18 protein-coding genes are annotated in these 19,133 nt (G+C 48.9%); 15 read left to right on the top strand and 3 right to left on the bottom strand.

What is annotated here, in order from left to right:
- Positions 1-100: 100 nt before the first annotated feature.
- Positions 101-1,477 (top strand): amino acid permease, encoded by a 1,377-nt coding sequence (locus OHJ21_RS12600; RefSeq protein WP_100537955.1) that lies wholly within the window; start codon positions 101-103, stop codon positions 1,475-1,477.
- Here the strand turns inward: OHJ21_RS12600 and OHJ21_RS12595 are convergent.
- Positions 1,474-2,109 carry a LysE family transporter gene (locus tag OHJ21_RS12595; RefSeq protein WP_486020197.1) on the bottom strand — a complete coding sequence of 212 codons (636 nt, stop codon included), beginning with the start codon at positions 2,107-2,109 and terminating at the stop codon, positions 1,474-1,476. The genes OHJ21_RS12600 and OHJ21_RS12595 overlap by 4 nt on opposite strands.
- Positions 2,110-2,353: 244 nt before the next feature.
- Between OHJ21_RS12595 and OHJ21_RS12590 the strand changes: the two genes are divergently transcribed.
- The 4 genes from OHJ21_RS12590 to odhB all read left to right on the top strand — a co-directional run bounded on the left by OHJ21_RS12590 (position 2,354) and on the right by odhB (position 8,268).
- Positions 2,354-2,863 carry a metallophosphoesterase family protein gene (locus OHJ21_RS12590; RefSeq protein WP_100537953.1) on the top strand — a complete coding sequence of 170 codons (510 nt, stop codon included), beginning with the start codon at positions 2,354-2,356 and terminating at the stop codon, positions 2,861-2,863.
- Positions 2,864-2,979: 116 nt separating this feature from the next.
- Positions 2,980-3,882: a DUF72 domain-containing protein gene (locus OHJ21_RS12585; RefSeq protein WP_243390758.1), complete on the top strand. Its 903-nt coding sequence runs from the start codon at positions 2,980-2,982 to the stop codon at positions 3,880-3,882.
- A 229-nt stretch (positions 3,883-4,111) separates the two neighbouring features.
- The gene (locus OHJ21_RS12580; RefSeq protein WP_486020196.1) at positions 4,112-6,988 is read left to right on the top strand and encodes a 2-oxoglutarate dehydrogenase E1 component; all 2,877 of its coding nucleotides are present in this window, start codon (positions 4,112-4,114) and stop codon (positions 6,986-6,988) included.
- 5 nt (positions 6,989-6,993) lie between these two features.
- On the top strand, positions 6,994-8,268 hold the full coding sequence (gene odhB / locus OHJ21_RS12575) for a 2-oxoglutarate dehydrogenase complex dihydrolipoyllysine-residue succinyltransferase (RefSeq protein WP_100537950.1): 1,275 nt from the start codon (positions 6,994-6,996) through the stop codon (positions 8,266-8,268).
- Between the two features lie 75 nt (positions 8,269-8,343).
- Here odhB and OHJ21_RS12570 read toward each other — a convergent pair whose 3' ends face one another.
- A complete protein-coding gene (locus OHJ21_RS12570; protein ID WP_165789659.1) occupies positions 8,344-8,511 on the bottom strand; it encodes a hypothetical protein in 168 nt (55 codons plus the stop codon).
- 173 nt (positions 8,512-8,684) lie between these two features.
- On the opposite strand from OHJ21_RS12570, the gene OHJ21_RS12565 reads away from it, so the two are divergent.
- From OHJ21_RS12565 to OHJ21_RS12555, 3 genes are all read left to right on the top strand, one after another.
- Positions 8,685-9,767 (top strand): lactonase family protein, encoded by a 1,083-nt coding sequence (locus OHJ21_RS12565; RefSeq protein ID WP_100537949.1) that lies wholly within the window; start codon positions 8,685-8,687, stop codon positions 9,765-9,767.
- A gap of 235 nt (positions 9,768-10,002) precedes the next feature.
- The gene (locus OHJ21_RS12560; protein ID WP_100537948.1) at positions 10,003-10,794 is read left to right on the top strand and encodes an SDR family oxidoreductase; all 792 of its coding nucleotides are present in this window, start codon (positions 10,003-10,005) and stop codon (positions 10,792-10,794) included.
- 85 nt (positions 10,795-10,879) lie between these two features.
- Positions 10,880-11,134 (top strand): YuzB family protein, encoded by a 255-nt coding sequence (locus tag OHJ21_RS12555; RefSeq protein WP_009590675.1) that lies wholly within the window; start codon positions 10,880-10,882, stop codon positions 11,132-11,134.
- A gap of 101 nt (positions 11,135-11,235) precedes the next feature.
- Here OHJ21_RS12555 and trhO read toward each other — a convergent pair whose 3' ends face one another.
- A complete protein-coding gene (gene trhO, locus OHJ21_RS12550) occupies positions 11,236-12,141 on the bottom strand; it encodes an oxygen-dependent tRNA uridine(34) hydroxylase TrhO (RefSeq protein ID WP_100537947.1) in 906 nt (301 codons plus the stop codon).
- A gap of 201 nt (positions 12,142-12,342) precedes the next feature.
- Between trhO and OHJ21_RS12545 the strand changes: the two genes are divergently transcribed.
- The 7 genes from OHJ21_RS12545 (at position 12,343) to OHJ21_RS12515 (ending at position 19,126) form a co-directional block, all read left to right on the top strand.
- Positions 12,343-12,981 carry an SGNH/GDSL hydrolase family protein gene (locus OHJ21_RS12545; RefSeq protein WP_076322084.1) on the top strand — a complete coding sequence of 213 codons (639 nt, stop codon included), beginning with the start codon at positions 12,343-12,345 and terminating at the stop codon, positions 12,979-12,981.
- A gap of 281 nt (positions 12,982-13,262) precedes the next feature.
- On the top strand, positions 13,263-14,303 hold the full coding sequence (locus OHJ21_RS12540) for an ABC transporter substrate-binding protein (RefSeq protein ID WP_100537946.1): 1,041 nt from the start codon (positions 13,263-13,265) through the stop codon (positions 14,301-14,303).
- Between the two features lie 61 nt (positions 14,304-14,364).
- Positions 14,365-15,285 (top strand): ABC transporter permease, encoded by a 921-nt coding sequence (locus tag OHJ21_RS12535; RefSeq protein ID WP_100537945.1) that lies wholly within the window; start codon positions 14,365-14,367, stop codon positions 15,283-15,285.
- On the top strand, positions 15,285-16,079 hold the full coding sequence (locus OHJ21_RS12530; protein WP_100537944.1) for an ABC transporter ATP-binding protein: 795 nt from the start codon (positions 15,285-15,287) through the stop codon (positions 16,077-16,079). The genes OHJ21_RS12535 and OHJ21_RS12530 overlap by 1 nt, the downstream gene beginning before the upstream one ends.
- Before the next feature lie 321 nt (positions 16,080-16,400).
- Positions 16,401-17,084 carry a response regulator transcription factor gene (locus OHJ21_RS12525; protein ID WP_100539442.1) on the top strand — a complete coding sequence of 228 codons (684 nt, stop codon included), beginning with the start codon at positions 16,401-16,403 and terminating at the stop codon, positions 17,082-17,084.
- Entirely contained in the window at positions 17,085-18,086 is a 1,002-nt protein-coding gene (locus tag OHJ21_RS12520) for a sensor histidine kinase (protein ID WP_100537943.1), read from the top strand. It begins immediately after the preceding gene.
- A 101-nt stretch (positions 18,087-18,187) separates the two neighbouring features.
- A complete protein-coding gene (locus OHJ21_RS12515) occupies positions 18,188-19,126 on the top strand; it encodes a VanZ family protein (protein ID WP_100537942.1) in 939 nt (312 codons plus the stop codon).
- The last annotated feature ends 7 nt before the right edge of the window (positions 19,127-19,133 follow it).

The following is a 19,133-nucleotide window of genomic DNA, read 5'->3' as shown; positions in this document are numbered from 1 at the left end:
ATTTTTAGGTTGGGATCCGCGGTACATAAATCACGAAGGTTCCCTTCATAATAAGGAAAGTTTTGAACGAACCCATAACAATAATCTGGAGGACTGAACCGTGAACAAAGGGGCGAAGACGGAGGCAGGGAACTTGAGATGGTGGCAGCTATCGCTGCTGGGGGTTGCATCAACGATCGGCACAGGCTATTTTCTTGGATCCGCATTAGGTATCCGGCTTGGAGGACCGGCTTTTCTTCTTTCGATTATATTGGCGGCGACAGCCACCTTCTTTGTGTTTGATGTGCTGTCACGAATGACGGCCGACGATCCGCAGAAGGGCTCGTTCCGAACCTATGCCAAAAAAGCCTATGGCCGATGGGCAGGCTTTTCTACAGGGTGGATGTACTGGTGTTCCGAAGTGTTGATTATGGGGAGCCAGATGACGGCGCTTGCGATATTCTCGCGTTTTTGGTTTCCAGGCGTTCCGATGTGGATATTTGCGTCAGGTTTTGCCGTATTGGGACTGTTTGTCATATGGATCGGGAACAAAGGCTTCGACCGGTTGGAGAATGTATTGGCCGTGATTAAAGTCGCCGCGATTGTCATGTTTCTCGTTATTGCTGCTGCCGCTTTGATGGGGTGGTTAAAAGGAGGGACGAAGCCGCACGTTCCAGGCAGTTTCAATGCCTTTTTTCCGGCAGGTGGCATGGGCATGTGGTCGTCTCTAATTTTTGCATTTTATGCCTTTGGCGGAATTGAAGTCATGGGGGTCATGGCGATTCGCTTGAAGAATCCGAAGGAAGCGCCCAAAGCGGGTAGAGTGATGATTCTGCTGCTATCCATCGTATACGTACTTTCGATTGGCATGGCGGTGATTATGGTGGCTTGGAACCAATTCTCCACGACGAAAAGTCCCTTTGTTGTGGCGCTAAGCTCCTACCAGCTTCCTTTTATCCCGCATATATTTAATGCTGTATTGATTATAGCCGGTTTCTCAACCATGGTGGCTTCGCTGTATGCTGTGACCACGATGCTCGTTACGTTATCTGAAGATAAGGACGCTCCCAAGCTTTTTTCCAGGAAAAAATTTAAGCGGGATACGCCCATATACGCACTATCCCTTACAGCTATCGGATTGATTGTATCGATTGTGTTGTCTCTGCTCATGCCAGGCAAGATTTATGAGTATCTGACCACGGGTGCAGGACTAATGCTGCTGTATAACTGGTTCTTCATCCTCATATCGGCAGGCCGACTCATAGAGCTTACGGTTTGGGGCAAGATCAAAAGATACATCGGGATGCTTTTAATCGCGGGAGCGGTCAGTGGAACCGCACTGCACCCCACAAGTCGCCCGGGGCTCTGGATCAGTCTGGGGTTTATCCTGGTAATCGGTCTGGTTGTCCTATGCATGCGCGCCGTGTGGAAGAAATCCGGCCAAGGCCACGCCAGGGAGGCGGACAAGCCCAAGTTTCGTCCCAAACCAGCCCGTTAGAATATGAGCGGATATAGCAGGGCGAGAGCCCGAATTCCAAAATAGACGCCAAAGATGATCAACGAGATTCCGGAAAGAATGGAGACCAGGGAGAGCGCTCTATTGCTTAAATATCGGCGGAATACACTGCCGAGGGCAGCCATGAACAAATCCCATATCACAACCCCGGTGATGACGGCCACGCTGTAGAGAAACAGATTGGCGGATCCGTCGTCCGCTGCGGTTTTAACGAGAATTGAGCCATAGATGCCCAGCCAGAACAGGATCGTCATCGGATTGGACACGGACATGAGAAACCCGGAGAGCATGCTTTTCCACAACGAATCTTCATTGCTGTCTTGACTGATCGTCACTTTATTGGCATTCAGGATGCTTTCCAGCCCGGAATAGATAAGAACAAAGGCGCCGAACAGCCACAGGAAGGTCTGCATGAACGGTGTATTCAGAAAGTGAACAACGCCCAGGTAGACCAGGATCATATAAAGGATGTCCGCCAGGACCGCACCGATTCCGAACAGCCATGCATGCCAAAAACCTTTTTTGATCCCCTTGTCGAGCTGCGCTGCATTGACCGGGCCTACGGGGGCTGATAGAGAAAGTCCCAGAATCATGTAGCTTATAAAAATACTCATTGACTTCCACCTCTCGTCATGAACATAGATAAGAAAGCTTGTACCTTCATGCTCGTACATTGTATTCAGCACCAGGACAAACTAAAACTTATGATTGGAAATTTTTTCTGTCTGCAACAGACCAACAAAACCGCGCAGTTCACCTGCGCGGTTTTATTTGAATTCGTTTATTTGGTAGGATATAAATTAGTGTCAGAAAGCAGATATCCCAGCATTTCAAATCATGAAGAAGGGGTCAATCAAGATGAGTCATCCATTTCGGATTACGGTATTGTCAGACACCCATATGCCAAGAAAAGCGAAAGAGCTCCCAGCCTCGCTGCTTGAAGATGTAAGACATTCGGATCTTATTCTTCATGCAGGAGACTGGTCCAATTGGGAGCTCTATGAACAGCTTAGTCAATACGCTCCGGTGGAAGGAGTAGCCGGAAACGTTGACGACGAGCGGATCATAGAACGGTTAGGTTACAAGAAGCTGGTCGAAATCGAAGGCAAACGCATCGGTATTGTGCATGGGCACGGACAAGGAGGAACAACCCCCTCCCGGGCAAGGAAAGCTTTTGCTGACACGGAGGTGGACTGTATCTTGTTCGGTCACTCCCATATCCCGTTTAAAGAACATGAACAAGGGGTGCTGCTCTTCAATCCCGGTTCCGCCACGGATAAAAGGCGCCAGCCCAGGTACTCCTATGGGAGGATTCTCATCCTAAACGGAGCGTTGGAGGCGCATCATATTTTTTACGATCAGAAGTAACGTTTATGAAGGCGTTGGTAAAATCAGTAAGGGGTTGCCTGCTTTTGAAAGATCCCGTATGAGGTTAATTAATAGAAGTCCCCGATATGGTAAATCATGTGGATGAGAGGATTGTTATGTTAAAGGAAGAAAAGCATGAGCATGTGATTCAGGTTGGGCTGTCCGGATGGGGAGATCATGACAAGCTGTATGATGAAGGGGCGAGGCCTTCGGACAGGCTGGAAATGTACAGCCGACATTTTCCCATCGTGGAGATGGACAACTCGTTCTATGCCATACCTTCACCGGAACAAATGAATAAGTGGGCAGCTGCCGTCCCAGACCACTTTGGTTTTATTGTTAAAGCTTATCAAGGCATGACGGGTCATGCACGCGGCCAGGGCAAGGACAGATACCCGAGCGTCAAAACGATGTTTGATCATTTGCTCACGTCAGTCGAGGAATTGCGGGCTGCGGGCAAATTAAGAACCGTTCTTTTTCAATATCCGCCATGGTTCGGTTGCGAACGCAAACATGTGGACATTCTGAAGCGTACGCGGGAGTGGATGAAGGATGTTCCGATAGCGCTGGAATTTCGGCATCAGAGCTGGTATGCGCCGGAGTTTCGGGAGAAGACGCTTGAGTTTATGCGAAGCGAGGGCTGGATCCACAGCATTGCCGACGAGCCGCAAGCAGGCATTGGATCCGTACCGGTCGTGCTTGAGACATCGGGTACAGAGGCTGTGATGATCCGGATGCATGGACGTAACGCCGAAGGGTGGCACTCCAGCGGTCAGCCCAACTGGCGCGAGGTGCGATATTTATATCGTTACAGCTTAGAGGAATTGGAGCAGTGGAAGGAATGGATAGAGCAATTGCTTGAGAAGTCGAAGCAGTGCTGGATTATATTCAACAACAATTCGGGGGGCGATGCTTCCGACAACGCCAAACAGCTTCTCCAGCTGCTGGGGATGGATACCGGCCCCGAACCGCTGCGGCAGATGGACTGGCTGGAAGTGGATATTTTTTCAGATAAATGACTTTAATTGGAATCATGTACAGGGAAATGGGAGGGTCACGGACAAATCGTCAAAAAATTGACGCAAATTCATCTGTTTCTGAGATCATTATTATATATAAAGGGTATTTTCGGTATTGAGGCCAAGTGTATTATAATGTAATCGTAAGAAAACGTTTATTTAATGTAAAATGTAAAATTAGAAATTCCGTCCTTGAGCAATCAAAATAATCTGACGGAGGGAGTCAGCGATGAAGACCCTTGACAGAATGACAGAGGGACCTTGGCAGAAATATCACGGTCCGAACTTGGGGTACATTCAAGATCAGTATGAGAAGTTTTTGCAAGACCCGCAATCTGTGGAGCCAGGATACCGTGAGCTGTTCGCCAGCTGGGGACCGCCTCCATCTTTGGAAAACAATGAAAAGAAAGCGGATTCGCAGGGACAAGGTGTTAGCTACGACCCGCAATTACTGAAAAAAGGGGTAGCTGCCGGCAAACTGGTATGGAACATTAGAACCTACGGTCATCTGGCCGCCGACATTGATCCGATTGGAATTGGAAACGAAGCTGACACGCGTCTGCTTCAACCAGAAAGCTACCAACTCAGCCAAGCGGATTTGGCAGCCCTGCCTGCAGAGATCGTCTGGGAGGAGGCTCCTAGCGATATCAAGAATGGCTTAGAGGCAATCCAGCGGCTGTTACAACTATATACAGGCTCCATTGCCTATGAATTTAGCCACGTTCACGATGAAGAAGAACGCAAATGGCTCAATCAGCAGGCCGAATCGGGACGTTATTTGTCCGGCATGAGCGTAGACGAGCGCAAAGGGCTTTTGAAGAAGCTGCTTGAGGCCGAGCAATTCGAGGAATTCCTGCACCGTACGTTCGTAGGTGCGAAACGCTTCTCGGTTGAGGGCAACGAAGCACTCGTTCCGCTGCTTGACGAGATCGTTCGTCAAATGGCCGAAGTGGATGTTAACTCCATCCTCGTGGGAATGGCGCACCGCGGTCGTTTGAACGTCCTGGCTCATGTGCTGGGCAAGGATTACAGCAAGATTTTCTCGGAGTTCATGCACTCTCCGAATAAACATCTCGTTCCATCCGAAGGCTCCATGGGCATTAACTACGGCTGGACAGGTGACGTGAAGTATCACTTGGGTGCGGACCGTTATCTGAAGAAGGATGAAGCACGGCAGGTTCGCATTACCCTCGCGAACAATCCGAGTCACCTGGAATATGTCAATCCGGTGGTAGAGGGCTTTGCTCGTGCTGCTCAGGAGGATCGCAGTGAAGCGGGATATCCGAAGCAGGATGTAAACAAAGCGCTTAGCATTCAGATTCATGGTGATTCCGCGTTCCCTGGCGAAGGGATCGTGCCGGAAACCTTGAACTTTAATAAACTGCCGGCGTTCCGTACGGGCGGATCGATTCACATTATCGTGAATAACCGTATCGGATTCACGACGGAAGGCAGAGATTCCAGATCGACTCATTATGCGAGTGATTTGGCGAAAGGATATGAGATTCCGATTATCCACGTGAACGCGGATGATCCGGAAGCATGTATCGCGGTTGCTCGTCTTGCGAGCGATTATCGCAACAAGTTCAAGAAGAGCATTCTGATCGATCTTGTGGGCTACCGGAAATATGGCCACAACGAAACCGATGATCCGGAAACAACCCAGCCGCTGATCTATCAGAAGGTGAAGAATCATCCAACCGTCAGCACGATTTATATGAAGAAGCTGGTGGATGGAAACATTCTGACCCAAGAACAAGTGGATGGTCTGAAGAATAGCGTCCTGGAGGTCCTGAAGAATTCTTACGAGAGCGTGAAGTTGAAGGATCCTGTTGATCAGATCCTGCTTGGATTGAACGCTACGGACGGTAAATCCAAGACCGAAGCAGCTACGAATGTATCTGCAGAAGTGCTGCGCGGGATTAATCGCGAGCTCCTGCAGTGGCCGGAAGGCTTTACGGTATATCCGAAGCTTCAACGTATCCTCGAGCGCCGCAGCAACTCGCTCGACGAAGGCGAGAAGGTGGACTGGGGCCATGCCGAAACGCTGGCATTCGCTACGATTCTTGCAGACGGCAAGCCGATCCGGATTACGGGACAGGATGCTGAACGTGCAACATTTGCCCATCGTAACCTCGTGCTTCATGATGCGGTTAATGGGGAGACCTTCTGCCCGCTGCACCGGTTGCCGCAAGCTAAGGCTTCGTTCGCGATCCATAACAGCCCGTTAACCGAAGCAGCCGTTGTTGGATTTGAATATGGCTACAATGTGTACTCTCCTGAGACCTTGGTTATCTGGGAAGCGCAGTATGGCGATTTCGTTAACTGTGCCCAGGTCATCATTGACCAGTTCATCACAGCCGGCCGCTCGAAATGGAGACAGAAGTCCAGCTTGGTGATGCTGCTTCCTCACGGGTATGAAGGGAATGGTCCTGAGCACTCCAGTGCAAGATTGGAACGCTTCCTCCAGCTGAGTGGAGAAGACAACTGGACGGTTGCGAATCTGACTTCCGCTGCCCAGTATTTCCATCTGCTGCGCAAACAGGCTTCATTGACCGAAACGGAAGATGCTAGACCGCTGGTGATCATGGCTCCGAAGAGCTTGATCCGAAATCCACGCGTGGCATCGCCTGTGAACGCGTTCAGTGAGGGCGGTTTCCAGAAAGTGATGGAACAGCCGGGTCTTGGCCAATCACCGAAGAAGGTGGAACGCCTGGTGCTATGCTCGGGGAAAGTTGCGATCGATTTGGAGGACGCACTGGATAAACAGAAGGATCAGGATCAGTCCTGGATTCATATTCTTCGTGTGGAACAGCTGTATCCGTTCCCGAAAGAAGAAATTTCCCGTGTATTGCAGAAGTATCCGAACCTGAAAGAGATTCTGTGGGTTCAGGAAGAACCTCAGAACATGGGCAGCTGGAGCTTCATGGAACCAAGAATTCGTGAAATTGCACCTAAAGGCACAGAGGTCCGTTACAGCGGACGTCCTGAGCGTTCGAGCCCTGCTAGCGGCTATCAGGATGTTCATGCTTATGAGCAACAGACCATCATTTCTTTTGCCCTTAATCGTAAAACTATAAATCAAGAGATCTCATTGGGGAGGTAGCGGCTGTGAGCGAAATTACTGTACCAGCTATGGGCGAATCCATCACCGAAGGAACGATATTCAAATGGCACGTTAAAGAAGGGGATAGCGTTAACATCGGTGATGTGCTGCTCGAGTTAGAAACGGATAAGGTTAATCTTGAAATTAGCGCAGAGTCAGAAGGCGTTGTGGAAAAAATCCTTCGTCAAGAAGGGGAGAATGTAACGATCGGTGAAGTGATCGGTCAAATTTCTCCGCAGGAAGGCGTTGCAAGCGCACCGGCACCGAAGGCAGCTGAAGCTCCTGCATCCGCGCAAACGGCGGCTGCTCCGGCACCGGCGGCAGAAGCACCGAAGCCGCAAGCTCCGGTACCGGCTCAGAACGAGGAAGGAGCGGGTCTGACTGCATCGCCATCCGCACGCAAACTGGCTCGTGAACGCGGGATTGATCTGGACCAGGTACAGGGCCGCGACCCGATCGGTCGGATTTACCATGATGATGTGAAGAATCATAATGAAGCCAAGCAGCCTGCAGCACCAAGCAAGCCAGCAGCTTCCACAGCTGCACCGGCAGCACAAGCTCCGGCCGCTGAGTATGGAAAGCCGGTAGAACGCACACGCATGTCCCGCCGTCGTCAAACGATTGCGAATCGTTTGGTCGAAGCGCAGCATACGGCTGCCATGCTGACGACCTTCAATGAAGTGGATATGACAGCAATCCTGGATGTGCGCAAACGTCGTAAGCAAGCTTTCCAGGAGAAGCATGACGTAGGCCTCGGTTTCATGTCCTTCTTCACCAAAGCGGTTGTAGGTGCGTTGAAGAGGTTCCCGCATCTGAATGCCGAGATCGATGGCGATGATATTGTTGTGAAGAAATTCTATGATATCGGTATTGCGGTATCCGCGAAAGAAGGACTTGTTGTTCCGGTCGTTCGCGATGCTGATCGTCTTGGCTTTGCCGAGATTGAGAAAGAAATCGGCAACCTTGCTGCGAAGGCTCGCAATAATGCGCTGTCCTTGTCTGAGCTGCAAGGCGGTACATTTACGATCACGAATGGCGGTGTCTTCGGTTCGCTGTTGTCTACGCCGATCCTGAATACGCCTCAGGTGGGTATCCTCGGCATGCACAAAATCCAGCTTCGTCCGGTAGCTATTGATGCAGAGCGTATGGAGAATCGTCCTATGATGTATATCGCACTGTCCTATGATCATCGGATCGTTGATGGTTCCGAAGCGGTTCGCTTCCTGGTAACGGTTAAAGAGCTCCTTGAAGATCCAGAGTCGCTGCTGTTGGAAGGTTAATCATCCCAGCTTTGCGACATATTCATAATAAGAAGGCCGCATGGACATTGCCATGCGGCCTTCTTATATAAGCGATTATGATTTTGATTTATGGTTATCGTTTGGATCGGGGAGATCCCGAGGGTTCCAATTCTCAGCCTGAGGCTCCACATCCTGATGTTTCTTCACCTTGTCCCTTTGTTCCTGAGAGTCATTCTCCGTGTCCTGCTGATTGCGTACTTCCTCGCTGTTCGGTTGTTTCATGGGAATACCTCCTTCAGTCGATATAATACATACATACCCGGTATGACAAAAGACAAACAGGCATACGACGTCAAGTCATTTGATTTTCATGAGGGTTGAAGTTAACATGGTAACTGAAAGTACATTACATAAAACATGAAAATTATAGATAAATGAGAGGAGAGATAGGCATTATGGCGAATCCATCACAACGTACGCTGCTGTTTACAGGTGCGTATGCGGAAAACAACCAAAGCGGAGTATGCGTATATGAATTTAACGGGAATAGCGGCGAACTGAAGCTGCTTGATGAGGTATCCGGCATTAAGAATCCGACCTTTCTGAACGTAGACCCGGAAGCCAGACGTTTATATGCCATTGGCGAAATTACAGAGGAAGGCGGAAAGACAGGCGAGGTCATCAGCTTTGAGATAGACCCTATTGCCGGCAAGCTGACCGAACGGAACCGGGTTCGCAGTGTGAGCAGCTCTACTTGCCATATCCAGCGAGATGAAGCGAGTAAGCATCTGATTGTTTCGAGTTATCATGGAGGTTTGGTAGGCCTTCATGCAATCGGTACGGATGGACAAGCCGGTGAACTTCTGGATGAGAAGAAACACGCGGATCTCGTTTCTGTACGGGAAGATCAGCAATGCAGAGCGCATTCGGCGTTTTACAGTCCAGATGGTAGATTCGTGTTCGTACAGGACTTGGGACTGGATAAAATTCTCGCTTACACGGTAAATGAGAATACCCAAGAATTGAGCTTTCATGGCGAAACCCAGCTGGAAGCTGGCGTAGGCCCCCGTCATTTAGCGTTCCATCCAAGCGGTGCATACGCTTATGTCATCAACGAGTTGAATTCCAGTGTCACGGTGCTTCGCTACATCCCGAACGAGGGGCGTTTAGAAATACTGGAAACGATATCGACACTGCCTGCGGATTTTGACGGGGAGAGTTACTGCGCCGAGATTGCCGTGTCTGCGGACGGCAAAACGGTATACGGGTCTAACCGCGGACATGACAGCATTGTTGTATTCTCCGTGCATGAAGATACCGGTCGCTTAAGTCCGGTTCAATATATTTCGACAGAAGGCGGACACCCGCGTCATTTTGCTCTCATGCCTGGGGGCAAGTTCCTGGTTGTCGCCAATAGGGACGGGAATAATCTTGTATTGTTTGATGTGAATCCGGAAGACGGCAAGCTTGCCTTTACGGGATATACAGTCTCGCAATCCAAACCGGTGTGTGTAAAACCAGCGGTATTCCAGCTATAGGATCGGAAATGCAAGTCATCGATAGCGGATGATTTCAGAAATCGTTCCCACGGACTCTTGGTATGTTTACCATGATGAGTCGGGGAGCGATTTCTTTTTTATGGACTGAAGATTTTGGGCAGAGAGGAGATTAATTACGTATACGCATCATACACAGCTCGAGGCAGCCAAGATTCAGACACGGACTCGTTGGGTTATCTATAATCAGGAAAACTTAAACGAGGAGGTTGTGGCAATGTCAACAAATCAACGTTTGGATGGTAAAGTAGCCATCATTACCGGTGCTGGTTCCGGAATCGGCCAGGCCGCAGCCCTTCTATTGGCGGAGCAAGGAGCTAAACTGCTGTTGATCGATATTGATCGTGAACGCGTAGAGAAGGTGAAACAAACGATTGAACAAGGCGGGGGCGAAGCGCTGACCGGCAACTGCGATATTTCCAAGGCGGAATCGCTGAAGGATTGCTTCAGCCAAGCTGCCGAGAAGTGGGGAAAGATGGATATCGTGTTTGCGAATGCCGGCATCAATGGGACCAAGGCTCCAATCGAAATCATGGAGCTTGATGAATGGGATGCTACGATCAATACCAATCTAAGAGGAACGTTTGCCACGGTAAAATACGCCATTCCCTATTTGAAGGAGCATGGAGGCAGCATCATCATTACCAGCTCCATCAACGGTAACCGGGTGTTTACCGGCTTTGGTTTTTCAGCATACAGCACCACGAAGGCCGGACAGGTTGCTTTCATGAAGATGGCGGCTCTGGAGCTCGCACGTTATAAAATTCGGGTAAATGCCATTTGTCCCGGCGCGATTTCAACCAACATTGATGAGAGCACCATCGAGAAGCCAGAGCTCGACGAGGTGACGATCCCGATTGAATATCCGGAAGGTGACCAGCCGTTGGCGGACGGGCCGGGACAGCCATCACAGGTTGCCCAGCTTGTAGCATTTCTGGCCTCCGATGATGCTTCCCATATTACCGGCACTGAAATTTATATCGACGGAGCGGAATCCCTCATTCACTAACCTTCAACAAAGACCGATTTGACAAAACCGGGCGTTTTCCTCATAATGAATGAACGTATTGTCAAATTGAATAGTGGTGATGAAGATGGGGATGGGGATTGTCGTTGTGGAAATATGCGACAGCAACTTGATGAGTGCTTTGGAGCTTGAGCATCTTGAGGAATTGTATCCCGAAATCGCTGTCCTGCGGGCGGATTGCATGAATCTTTGCGGTCTGTGCAAGCTGCGGCCATATGCACTGGTGAATGGTAAACGTGTATTCGCGGCAACGACGGAAGAATGCGTCGAGAAGATCAAAGCTGCTATCGAAGCTGAATTGGCTGTTTTCCATGATATTTAATACGTCTGAATGCAGACGAGATCGTATAGTAAAAGGGCAAGGTGCGAGTGAATCGCACCTTGCCCTTTCGTTTGGGATAACTATTTATGGCTGGGTTTGGCTCAGGAAGCATTGTGGCTTGCAGCAACAATCTCTTCACACTCTGCAGAGCAGCAGCCATGATGAAGCTCCTCGCACTCTTCGCAGCATACATGCTGCAGATGGCAAGCGTCATTATCGCAGTTGATATACCGGTCTTCCGGCTTTCCGCAATGGTGGCATTTACCAACGATGATATCCTCGTCCGTTTGATTGATCGGTACGGCAATACGCTCATCAAATACATAACATTTCCCGTCGAACAGACGGCCTTGTACTTCAGGGTCTTTACCGTAGGTGACAATGCCGCCCTCAAGCTGGGCAACGTCTTTGAAGCCTTCCTTCAGCATGAAACCGGTCAGCTTCTCGCAGCGAATGCCCCCTGTGCAGTAAGTCAGGATGGTTTTATCCTTGTGCTCGCTCAGGTTCTCGCGAATCCACTCCGGAAACTCACGGAAGGATTGAACCTCTGGACGTATCGCATTGCGGAAGTGGCCGATATCGTATTCGTAGTCATTCCGACCGTCGATGACGATCACATCATCACGCTGCAAGTATTCATAGAATTCTTGAGGCGACAAACGGGTTCCGCTGATTTCATTAGGGTCCAGCTCATCCTCCACCCGGAAGGTAACGAGTTCTTCGCGGTGACGGACAAACATCTTCTTGAATGCGTGCCCTTCGGATGGGTCAATCTTAAACACCATGTCCGCAAATAGCGGGTTGGCGTGCATATCCTGCATATATTGCTCAGTTTGTTCAATCGTTCCGGATACCGTACCATTGATGCCTTCGGAGGCAACCAGGATACGTCCTTTGAGCCCAAGATCTTTGCAGTATTGCAGATGCTCGTCTTTGAACGCTTCAGGGTCCGGGATTTGAACAAATTTATAATAGAGAAGGATCTGATAGTTCTGTTGCTCTGACATGATTTAATCACCTGTTCTTTTATATATTCAGCCATACGTGTACCTATAGAATTGTAGTGAATTCACTCCACATAGTCAACTTAAATGTATAGAAAGTTTGCCATGATATGTGAATTTAAGGGGTTTCACGATTGCAGGAAAGCGGTTATGATGAAGGGGTGAGCTTGAGAACACTTTCAATTATTGGAGGCGTTGAACAGCATGGTACATATCGAGCAAAATGCACTCGTATTGTTTCAAGGCGACAGTATTACCGATTGCGGGCGAAATTACGAGGAGTCGGACAGTTTGGGGCATGGATATGCGCTGATGGCTGCTGCCCGGCTTGGTATGGAGCTGCCTTTGAAAAGGCTGCGTTTTGTAAACCGCGGAATCAGCGGTAACCGGGTTGTCGATTTACGGGGGCGCTGGGAGGAAGATTGCATTGACCTGGATCCGACATGGGTATCCATTCTGGTCGGTATTAATGAGACCGGCAGGAAGTATAACCGTGGTGAAGCAACGTCCGTGGAAGCCTACTATGAAGGGTATCGTGAGCTGCTTATCCAAACCCGCGAGTTAACCGGCGCGAATTTTATTCTCATGGAGCCGTTCTTGCTGCCTGTTACGGAAGCGAAGAAGGAATGGCGGGAGGATCTGGATCCCAAAATTCAGGCCGTTCGCGAATTATCGCGAGAATTTGAGACGCTGTACGTTCCGCTCGACGGCATTTTTGCTGCAGCCAGCTCCAAGATAGAGATGAGTTATTGGGCATCTGACGGTGTTCATCCTTCCCCGGCAGGTCATGCGCTCATGGCTGAAGCGTGGCTAGCGACGATGCAGGGCCGGTCCATTTTGTAGACGCTCCGGATTTTTTCTACTATATATATCATATTTCGTTTAGCTGACATCCCCGGAAGCGTGTAACGTCCGGGGATGTTCTTTATGTAAACCATTACATGCTTTATAAAATCTTGATTGACGAAAACAATTGGGTACATATAAAATGTTCATAATAGACCGTTGTTCAATAGGAACGACTTATTTTTTAACTTTAATGCTTTCGTCTATGAAAGCGGGGAAGCGTTGTCGCTTTATGTAGAAAATTATTGAAGCGGTTAACAAATGAGAGGGGAATCATGATGAAGAGAAAAATGTGGTTATCACTTACACTCTCCGCACTGCTGGTTACGGCTGTAGGATGCGGGGACAAGCCGGAAGGCGGCGGTACGAGTCAAACGGGAAGCGGCGGAGAAGCGGAGAAGAAATCCTATAGCATCGCTATTTCGCAGATCGTAGAGCATCCATCCTTGGATGCAACGCGGGAAGGCATTCTGGCAGCTTTAAAGGAAGCCGGAATTTCCGAGGAAGACAATACGCTGAAAATCGATTACAACAATGCGCAAGGCGATCAAGCGAACAACCTGTCGATTGGCCAGAAGCTGAAGGATACGAAGTCGGATCTGGTGGTCGCTATCGCAACCCCGTCTGCGCAGGCAGTGGCTGAGAACGTGAAGGAAAAGCCGGTGCTGTTCGCAGCGGTGACCGATCCGCTAGACGCGAAGCTGGTGAGCGACTTGCAGAAGCCAGGTGGCAACGTCACCGGGGCATCGGATACGAATCCGGAGGCAGCTAAACAGCTGATGGATTTCATCAGCACGAACTTCCCGGACGTGAAGAAAATCGGTCTTGTTATTAATGAAGGGGAAGCCAATGCAGTAGTTATGGCAAAGACGGCTGAAGAGGCGCTTGCCGAGCATGGCATCGAGCTGGTTAAGGCGGCTGTTACAAACACTTCGGAAGTGAAACAGGCGGCAGAGTCGTTAGTCGGGAAGGTAGATGCGTACTATATCACGTTGGATAACGTTGTGGTCAGCGGCGTTGACGCGATTATCCAAACGGCACAAAAGAATAAAATTCCGTTCTTCTCCAGTGACCGCGATACGGTGGAGAAGGGGGCTTTTGCAACCGTCGGATTCAAGTATTACGACCACGGCTATCAGGTTGGACAGATGGCTGTAGAGATCCTGAAAAACGGCAAGAATCCGGCGGACATGGAAGTGACGAAGCCGGATAAGCTGGATCTGATCTTGAACACGAAGGTTGCGGCTGACTATGGTATTGAAGTGACCGACGCCATGAAACAGGAAGTCAAAGACCCGGACAACAACATCATCGAGTAACTGTAAGGCGCGGAGATAACAGCCCGCGCCTTACTTCTTAATCCTTAAGGAGGTCAATGACATGCTGGATTTCGTGATGAGGCTGGATGGTCCGATTGAATTGGGGCTGCTGTATGCGCTAATGGCACTCGGCGTATATATCACGTTCCGAATTTTGGATTTTCCGGACTTAACAGTGGATGGAAGTTTTACGACAGGCGCAGCGATTGCAGCGATTCTGATTACCAACGGTGTGAATCCATGGCTTGCTACGCTGGCTGCGTTTGCCGGAGGTATGTTAGCCGGTATCTGTACAGGCCTGCTGCATACCAAAGGTAAGATCAACGGTTTGCTGTCAGGCATTATTATGATGATTGCCCTGTATTCGATTAATATGAGGATTATGGGTAAGCCGAATATTTCGTTGAGCCAGGAAGCGAATATCTTCGGATCGATTGATCCGATCTATATTATGTTAGTGATTGTGATCATCGGCAAGCTGCTGCTCGATGCATTCTTCCGCACGGATCTGGGTCTTGCACTGCGCGCGACAGGGGACAACAAGCGGATGATCCGCAGCTTTGGTGCGAACACGGACACCACAACCATTCTGGGGCTCAGCATTTCAAACGGTCTAGTCGCCTTATCTGGCGCAGTTGTTGCCCAGCAATCCAGTTTTGCCGACATTAGCTCCGGTATCGGGATGATTGTTATTGGTTTAGCATCCGTAATTATTGGCGAAGCCGTGCTTGGGACCGGTTCGGTATTCAGGACAACGCTGGCTGTAGTCTGCGGTTCGATTATCTATCGGATTGTTGTTGCTGCTGCGTACGAGATTGAATGGCTGGAAGCTTCGGATTTAAAACTGATCACCGCGATCATCGTCATTATCGCTCTCGTGGTTCCGACCATCAATCGGGCGATGAAGCAGCGTTCACAGGCACGGAGGCGCTCAACCGAATTGTTAGCTACGCAAGGGAAGACCAAAGGAGGTGCGCTCTGATGCTTCAAATGAACCATGTGTCCAAGCTGTTTAATCCGGGAACGGTGGACGAGAAGATTGCCTTGATGGATGTTAATCTTCACTTGAAGCCGGGGGATTTCGTAACGGTTATCGGAAGTAATGGTGCAGGCAAATCCACGCTGATGAATATTATTTCCGGGGTAATGAAGCCGGATGCGGGTGAAGTGCGCATTGACGGCACTTCGATCAGTCATCTGCCGGAATTCCGTCGCAGCCGCTGGATCGGCCGGGTATTTCAGGATCCGATGGCGGGCACTGCGCCGCATATGACCATTGAAGAGAATCTCGCGATGGCTCATCGCCGCGGTCAGTCCCGTGGGCTCAGCATTGGCGTTACAGCCTCCAAGCGGGCGGGCTTCCGCAAGCATTTAGCGCGGCTCGGCATTGGACTTGAGGATCGGCTCCGGGCCAAAGTGGGGATGCTGTCCGGAGGGGAGCGTCAAGCGCTAAGCTTGCTGATGGCGACCTTCACGCAGCCGCAAATTCTGCTGTTGGATGAACATACGGCAGCGCTTGATCCGGCGCGTGCGGAGCTGATCACCCGGATTACCGATGACATCGTACGCGACATGAAGCTGACCACGCTCATGGTCACGCATAACATGGAGCAAGCCATCCGTCTTGGCAATCGCCTCATTATGATGGACAAAGGACGTATCATTCTGGATGTGAACGAAGAGCGCAAGAAATCGCTGACGGTGGAGCAGCTGCTCGGGGAATTTGAGCAGATTAGCGGCCATAAGCTGTCGGATGATCGTTTGGTTCTTGGGTAAGCATCTTGCGTTGAGACGGGAAACATGTTAACGAATATAACGCTAAGCCTTCAATCTTGACAGGCTTAGCGTTTTTTTATACGCTAATTTCTTTCTGGTCAGTCACCTGCCGAGGTCGGTTCATGATATGGCTGGTGTTGATTCCATCGCTTTTTGCATGGATTCCTGCTGACGTGTTAATGTTGGGTGAGCCACATCTTGTATCGGGAATAACATCAAGAGTGTGTTTTGAAATGCCTGACGACCGCTAAGCTTGAACTAGCGGACATTTGAATGTAGGAGGCTTATTTCTTCATGGTTGTTCATAAAGATAATCTGCAAATGAAAATATTGTTAGTGGAAGATGATAAAACGATTGCGTCCGGGCTGGAATATTCGCTGCAGCAAGATCGCTTTTCTACCGTTCTATGCCATGATGTCGTTTCTGCAAAAAAAGTGCTCACTGAAGATATAGATCAATTCGCTCTATGCTTATTTGATTTATCGCTTCCGGATGGAAGCGGTTATGAATTGTGCCAAATGGTGAAAGAACGACGAGATATTCCGGTCATCTTTTTAACGGCGATCGACGATGAGGTCAATGTCGTGATGGGGCTTGACATGGGAGCCGATGATTATATTACAAAGCCTTTTCGTATTCGCGAGCTTCTCTCGCGGATCAAGTCGGTCTTGCGGAGATACCATAAGTCGTCTCAGACCCAAGGGATCATTAACATGGACCAGGTTCGCATGAATACGCTGGAAGGAAAAGTGTATAAAAACGGCGCCGAAATTTCATTGACCGCTTTGGAGTATCGCTTATTGTTGATTTTTGGCAACCATATTGGACAAGTTCTCTCAAGAAATCAGCTTTTGGAGCAGATTTGGGACGTCGCAGGCGACTTCGTGAACGACAATACGCTAACGGTATATATCAAAAGGCTAAGGGAAAAGCTGGAGGATGATCCGCAGCATCCGACGATGATCAAAACGGTACGCGGTTTAGGTTATAAGGTTGGTGATTAGATGCTGCGTAATCGAGAGATCCGAATATTATTGTTCATCATGGGTTCAATCAGTTTAACGGGGGTCGTTGCCGCTGCTTTCATTTCGTCTGCTGCTGTGACGATTGTTTTTATCATGTCTATTTTACTTATGGGAACCAGTCTGTTATTCACGAGATGGAGATACCGCGAACTTGAAAACCTGTCCGTCTATTTGCGTGAAATTAACAGCGGCAATTATTCACTTGACGCTCGTGATAATCAAGAAGGCGAGCTTAGCATTTTAAAAAATGATATTTATAAAGTGACACTCATGCTATCAGAGCAGCGATCGCTTCTGCAGCGAGACAAAACGGGGCTGACGGATGCCATTTCCGATATCTCGCATCAGCTTAAAACGCCGCTTACCTCCATGACGGTGATGGCGGATTTGTTAAGCAAACCGGACCTGCCTCCAGCGAAAAGAGCGGAGTTCACCCGGAATATCGGTATTCAGCTTGAACGAATCGATTGGCTTGTTTCTTCTTTATTAAAGCTATCGAAAATCGAAGAAAAGACAATCCAGTTTAAAAAAGATCAAGTGTTTGTTCATAAGCTTATACAAAAGGCATTAGAACCGGTGTTGATTCCGATGGAAATCAAGGACCAAACGGTTTCCATCAAGGGCGATGACAGTGTCTCGTTTGTCGGTGATTTCAAATGGACGGCCGAAGCGATTATCAATATTTTGAAAAATGGCGTTGAGCACACGCATGAAGGCGGACTCATAGCCATTTCTTTTTCCGAAAATGCGCTATTTACGGAAATTATCATCGCTGATAACGGAAAAGGAATTCCAAAAGAAGATTTGCCTTATATTTTCAAACGTTTTTATAAAGGGAAAAATGCGAGCGAGGGGAGCATCGGTATTGGTCTTGCGATGGCTTACAGCATTATTGCAAGCCAGAACGGAGTGATCGATGTGACGAGCAGCAGCGACAAGGGTACGCAGTTTCGGATTAAATTTTATAAGCACGTGATTTAGCGGCACTCCGTAAGTGACTGAATTGTCACCTTCATCGTCACTGAAAAGTCATTTTAGACAGATACAATGATATTCAACAGATGAACGATGGAGGTACGACCATGCATTTGAAACAACAACGTAAAATTATTTTTGCTATCACGATATTCTACACCCTGTTTATTCTTTATTTTTTGTTTTTCGCTTTCGGCAGAGTAGGTAAGGTAGATCAAATCTCCGAGTACACCTTTATGTTTTTACCTGACAGTTTTTTCAGGGTGCCAAGTCTATCAGATCTTCTACATCCTACGCTGATGGATTTTGTGGGTTTCGGAAACATCGCAGCCTTTATCCCTTTTGGCATATTGATTCCGTTGTTATATCGGACTAGCTTTGTTCGCTTCATGACATTGTTCATCCTATCTATCCTTCTGCTGGAGACGATTCAGGCACTAACTTTCCTCGGCAGTTTCGACATGAACGACGTCATACAGAACTCAACGGGCGCAGCCATCGGGTTCGGGGCGTACAAACTTGGCTTTCGCGCGAAAAACATCTGGAGAATTATGGTTGCTTCAGGTATTTCCAGCGTTGTTTTGATGCTCGGGGTGTGGGGGATCTTCGGGGTGGTTGATCAAGTGTTCACCAAAGAGATGGGCCCCTTTGTGGCGATAAACGAATGGAAGGATAGTAACGGCAATCCATCAACGGGAACGAAACCGAACCGTCTTAAGATAGGCGGTCAAGACGTGGAACCCCAATATAATATGTACAGCATTGAAGGCAAAAACAAGGAAACGTACAGGTACACGTTAGGCAATAAGAAGGAGGTGTACCTCTTTTTGAATTATGGAATTCCCGATCAGGAGGATTCCCAAGGCAGCATTAGGGTTACCGCCGATGGACATGAGTACCTGACTGTATCTGTAGAAGCCGGACGCCATGAGCCGGATATGACCTCCATTTTTCTCCCACAGGCCAATGAGCTTACGATAACCATTGAGGGAAATGTAACCCTGTGGGATGTTGGATATAAAGAGATGGTATATAGCTGGAATTGAGCATGAA

Origin of the sequence: Virgibacillus sp. LDC1, from assembly GCF_025792345.1 — a bacterium.
Classification (GTDB): Bacteria; Bacillota; Bacilli; order Paenibacillales; family Paenibacillaceae; genus Paenibacillus_AQ; species Paenibacillus_AQ lautus.
Note: the sequence above shows the minus strand (reverse complement) of the source record. Positions and strands in the feature narration are given on the sequence as shown.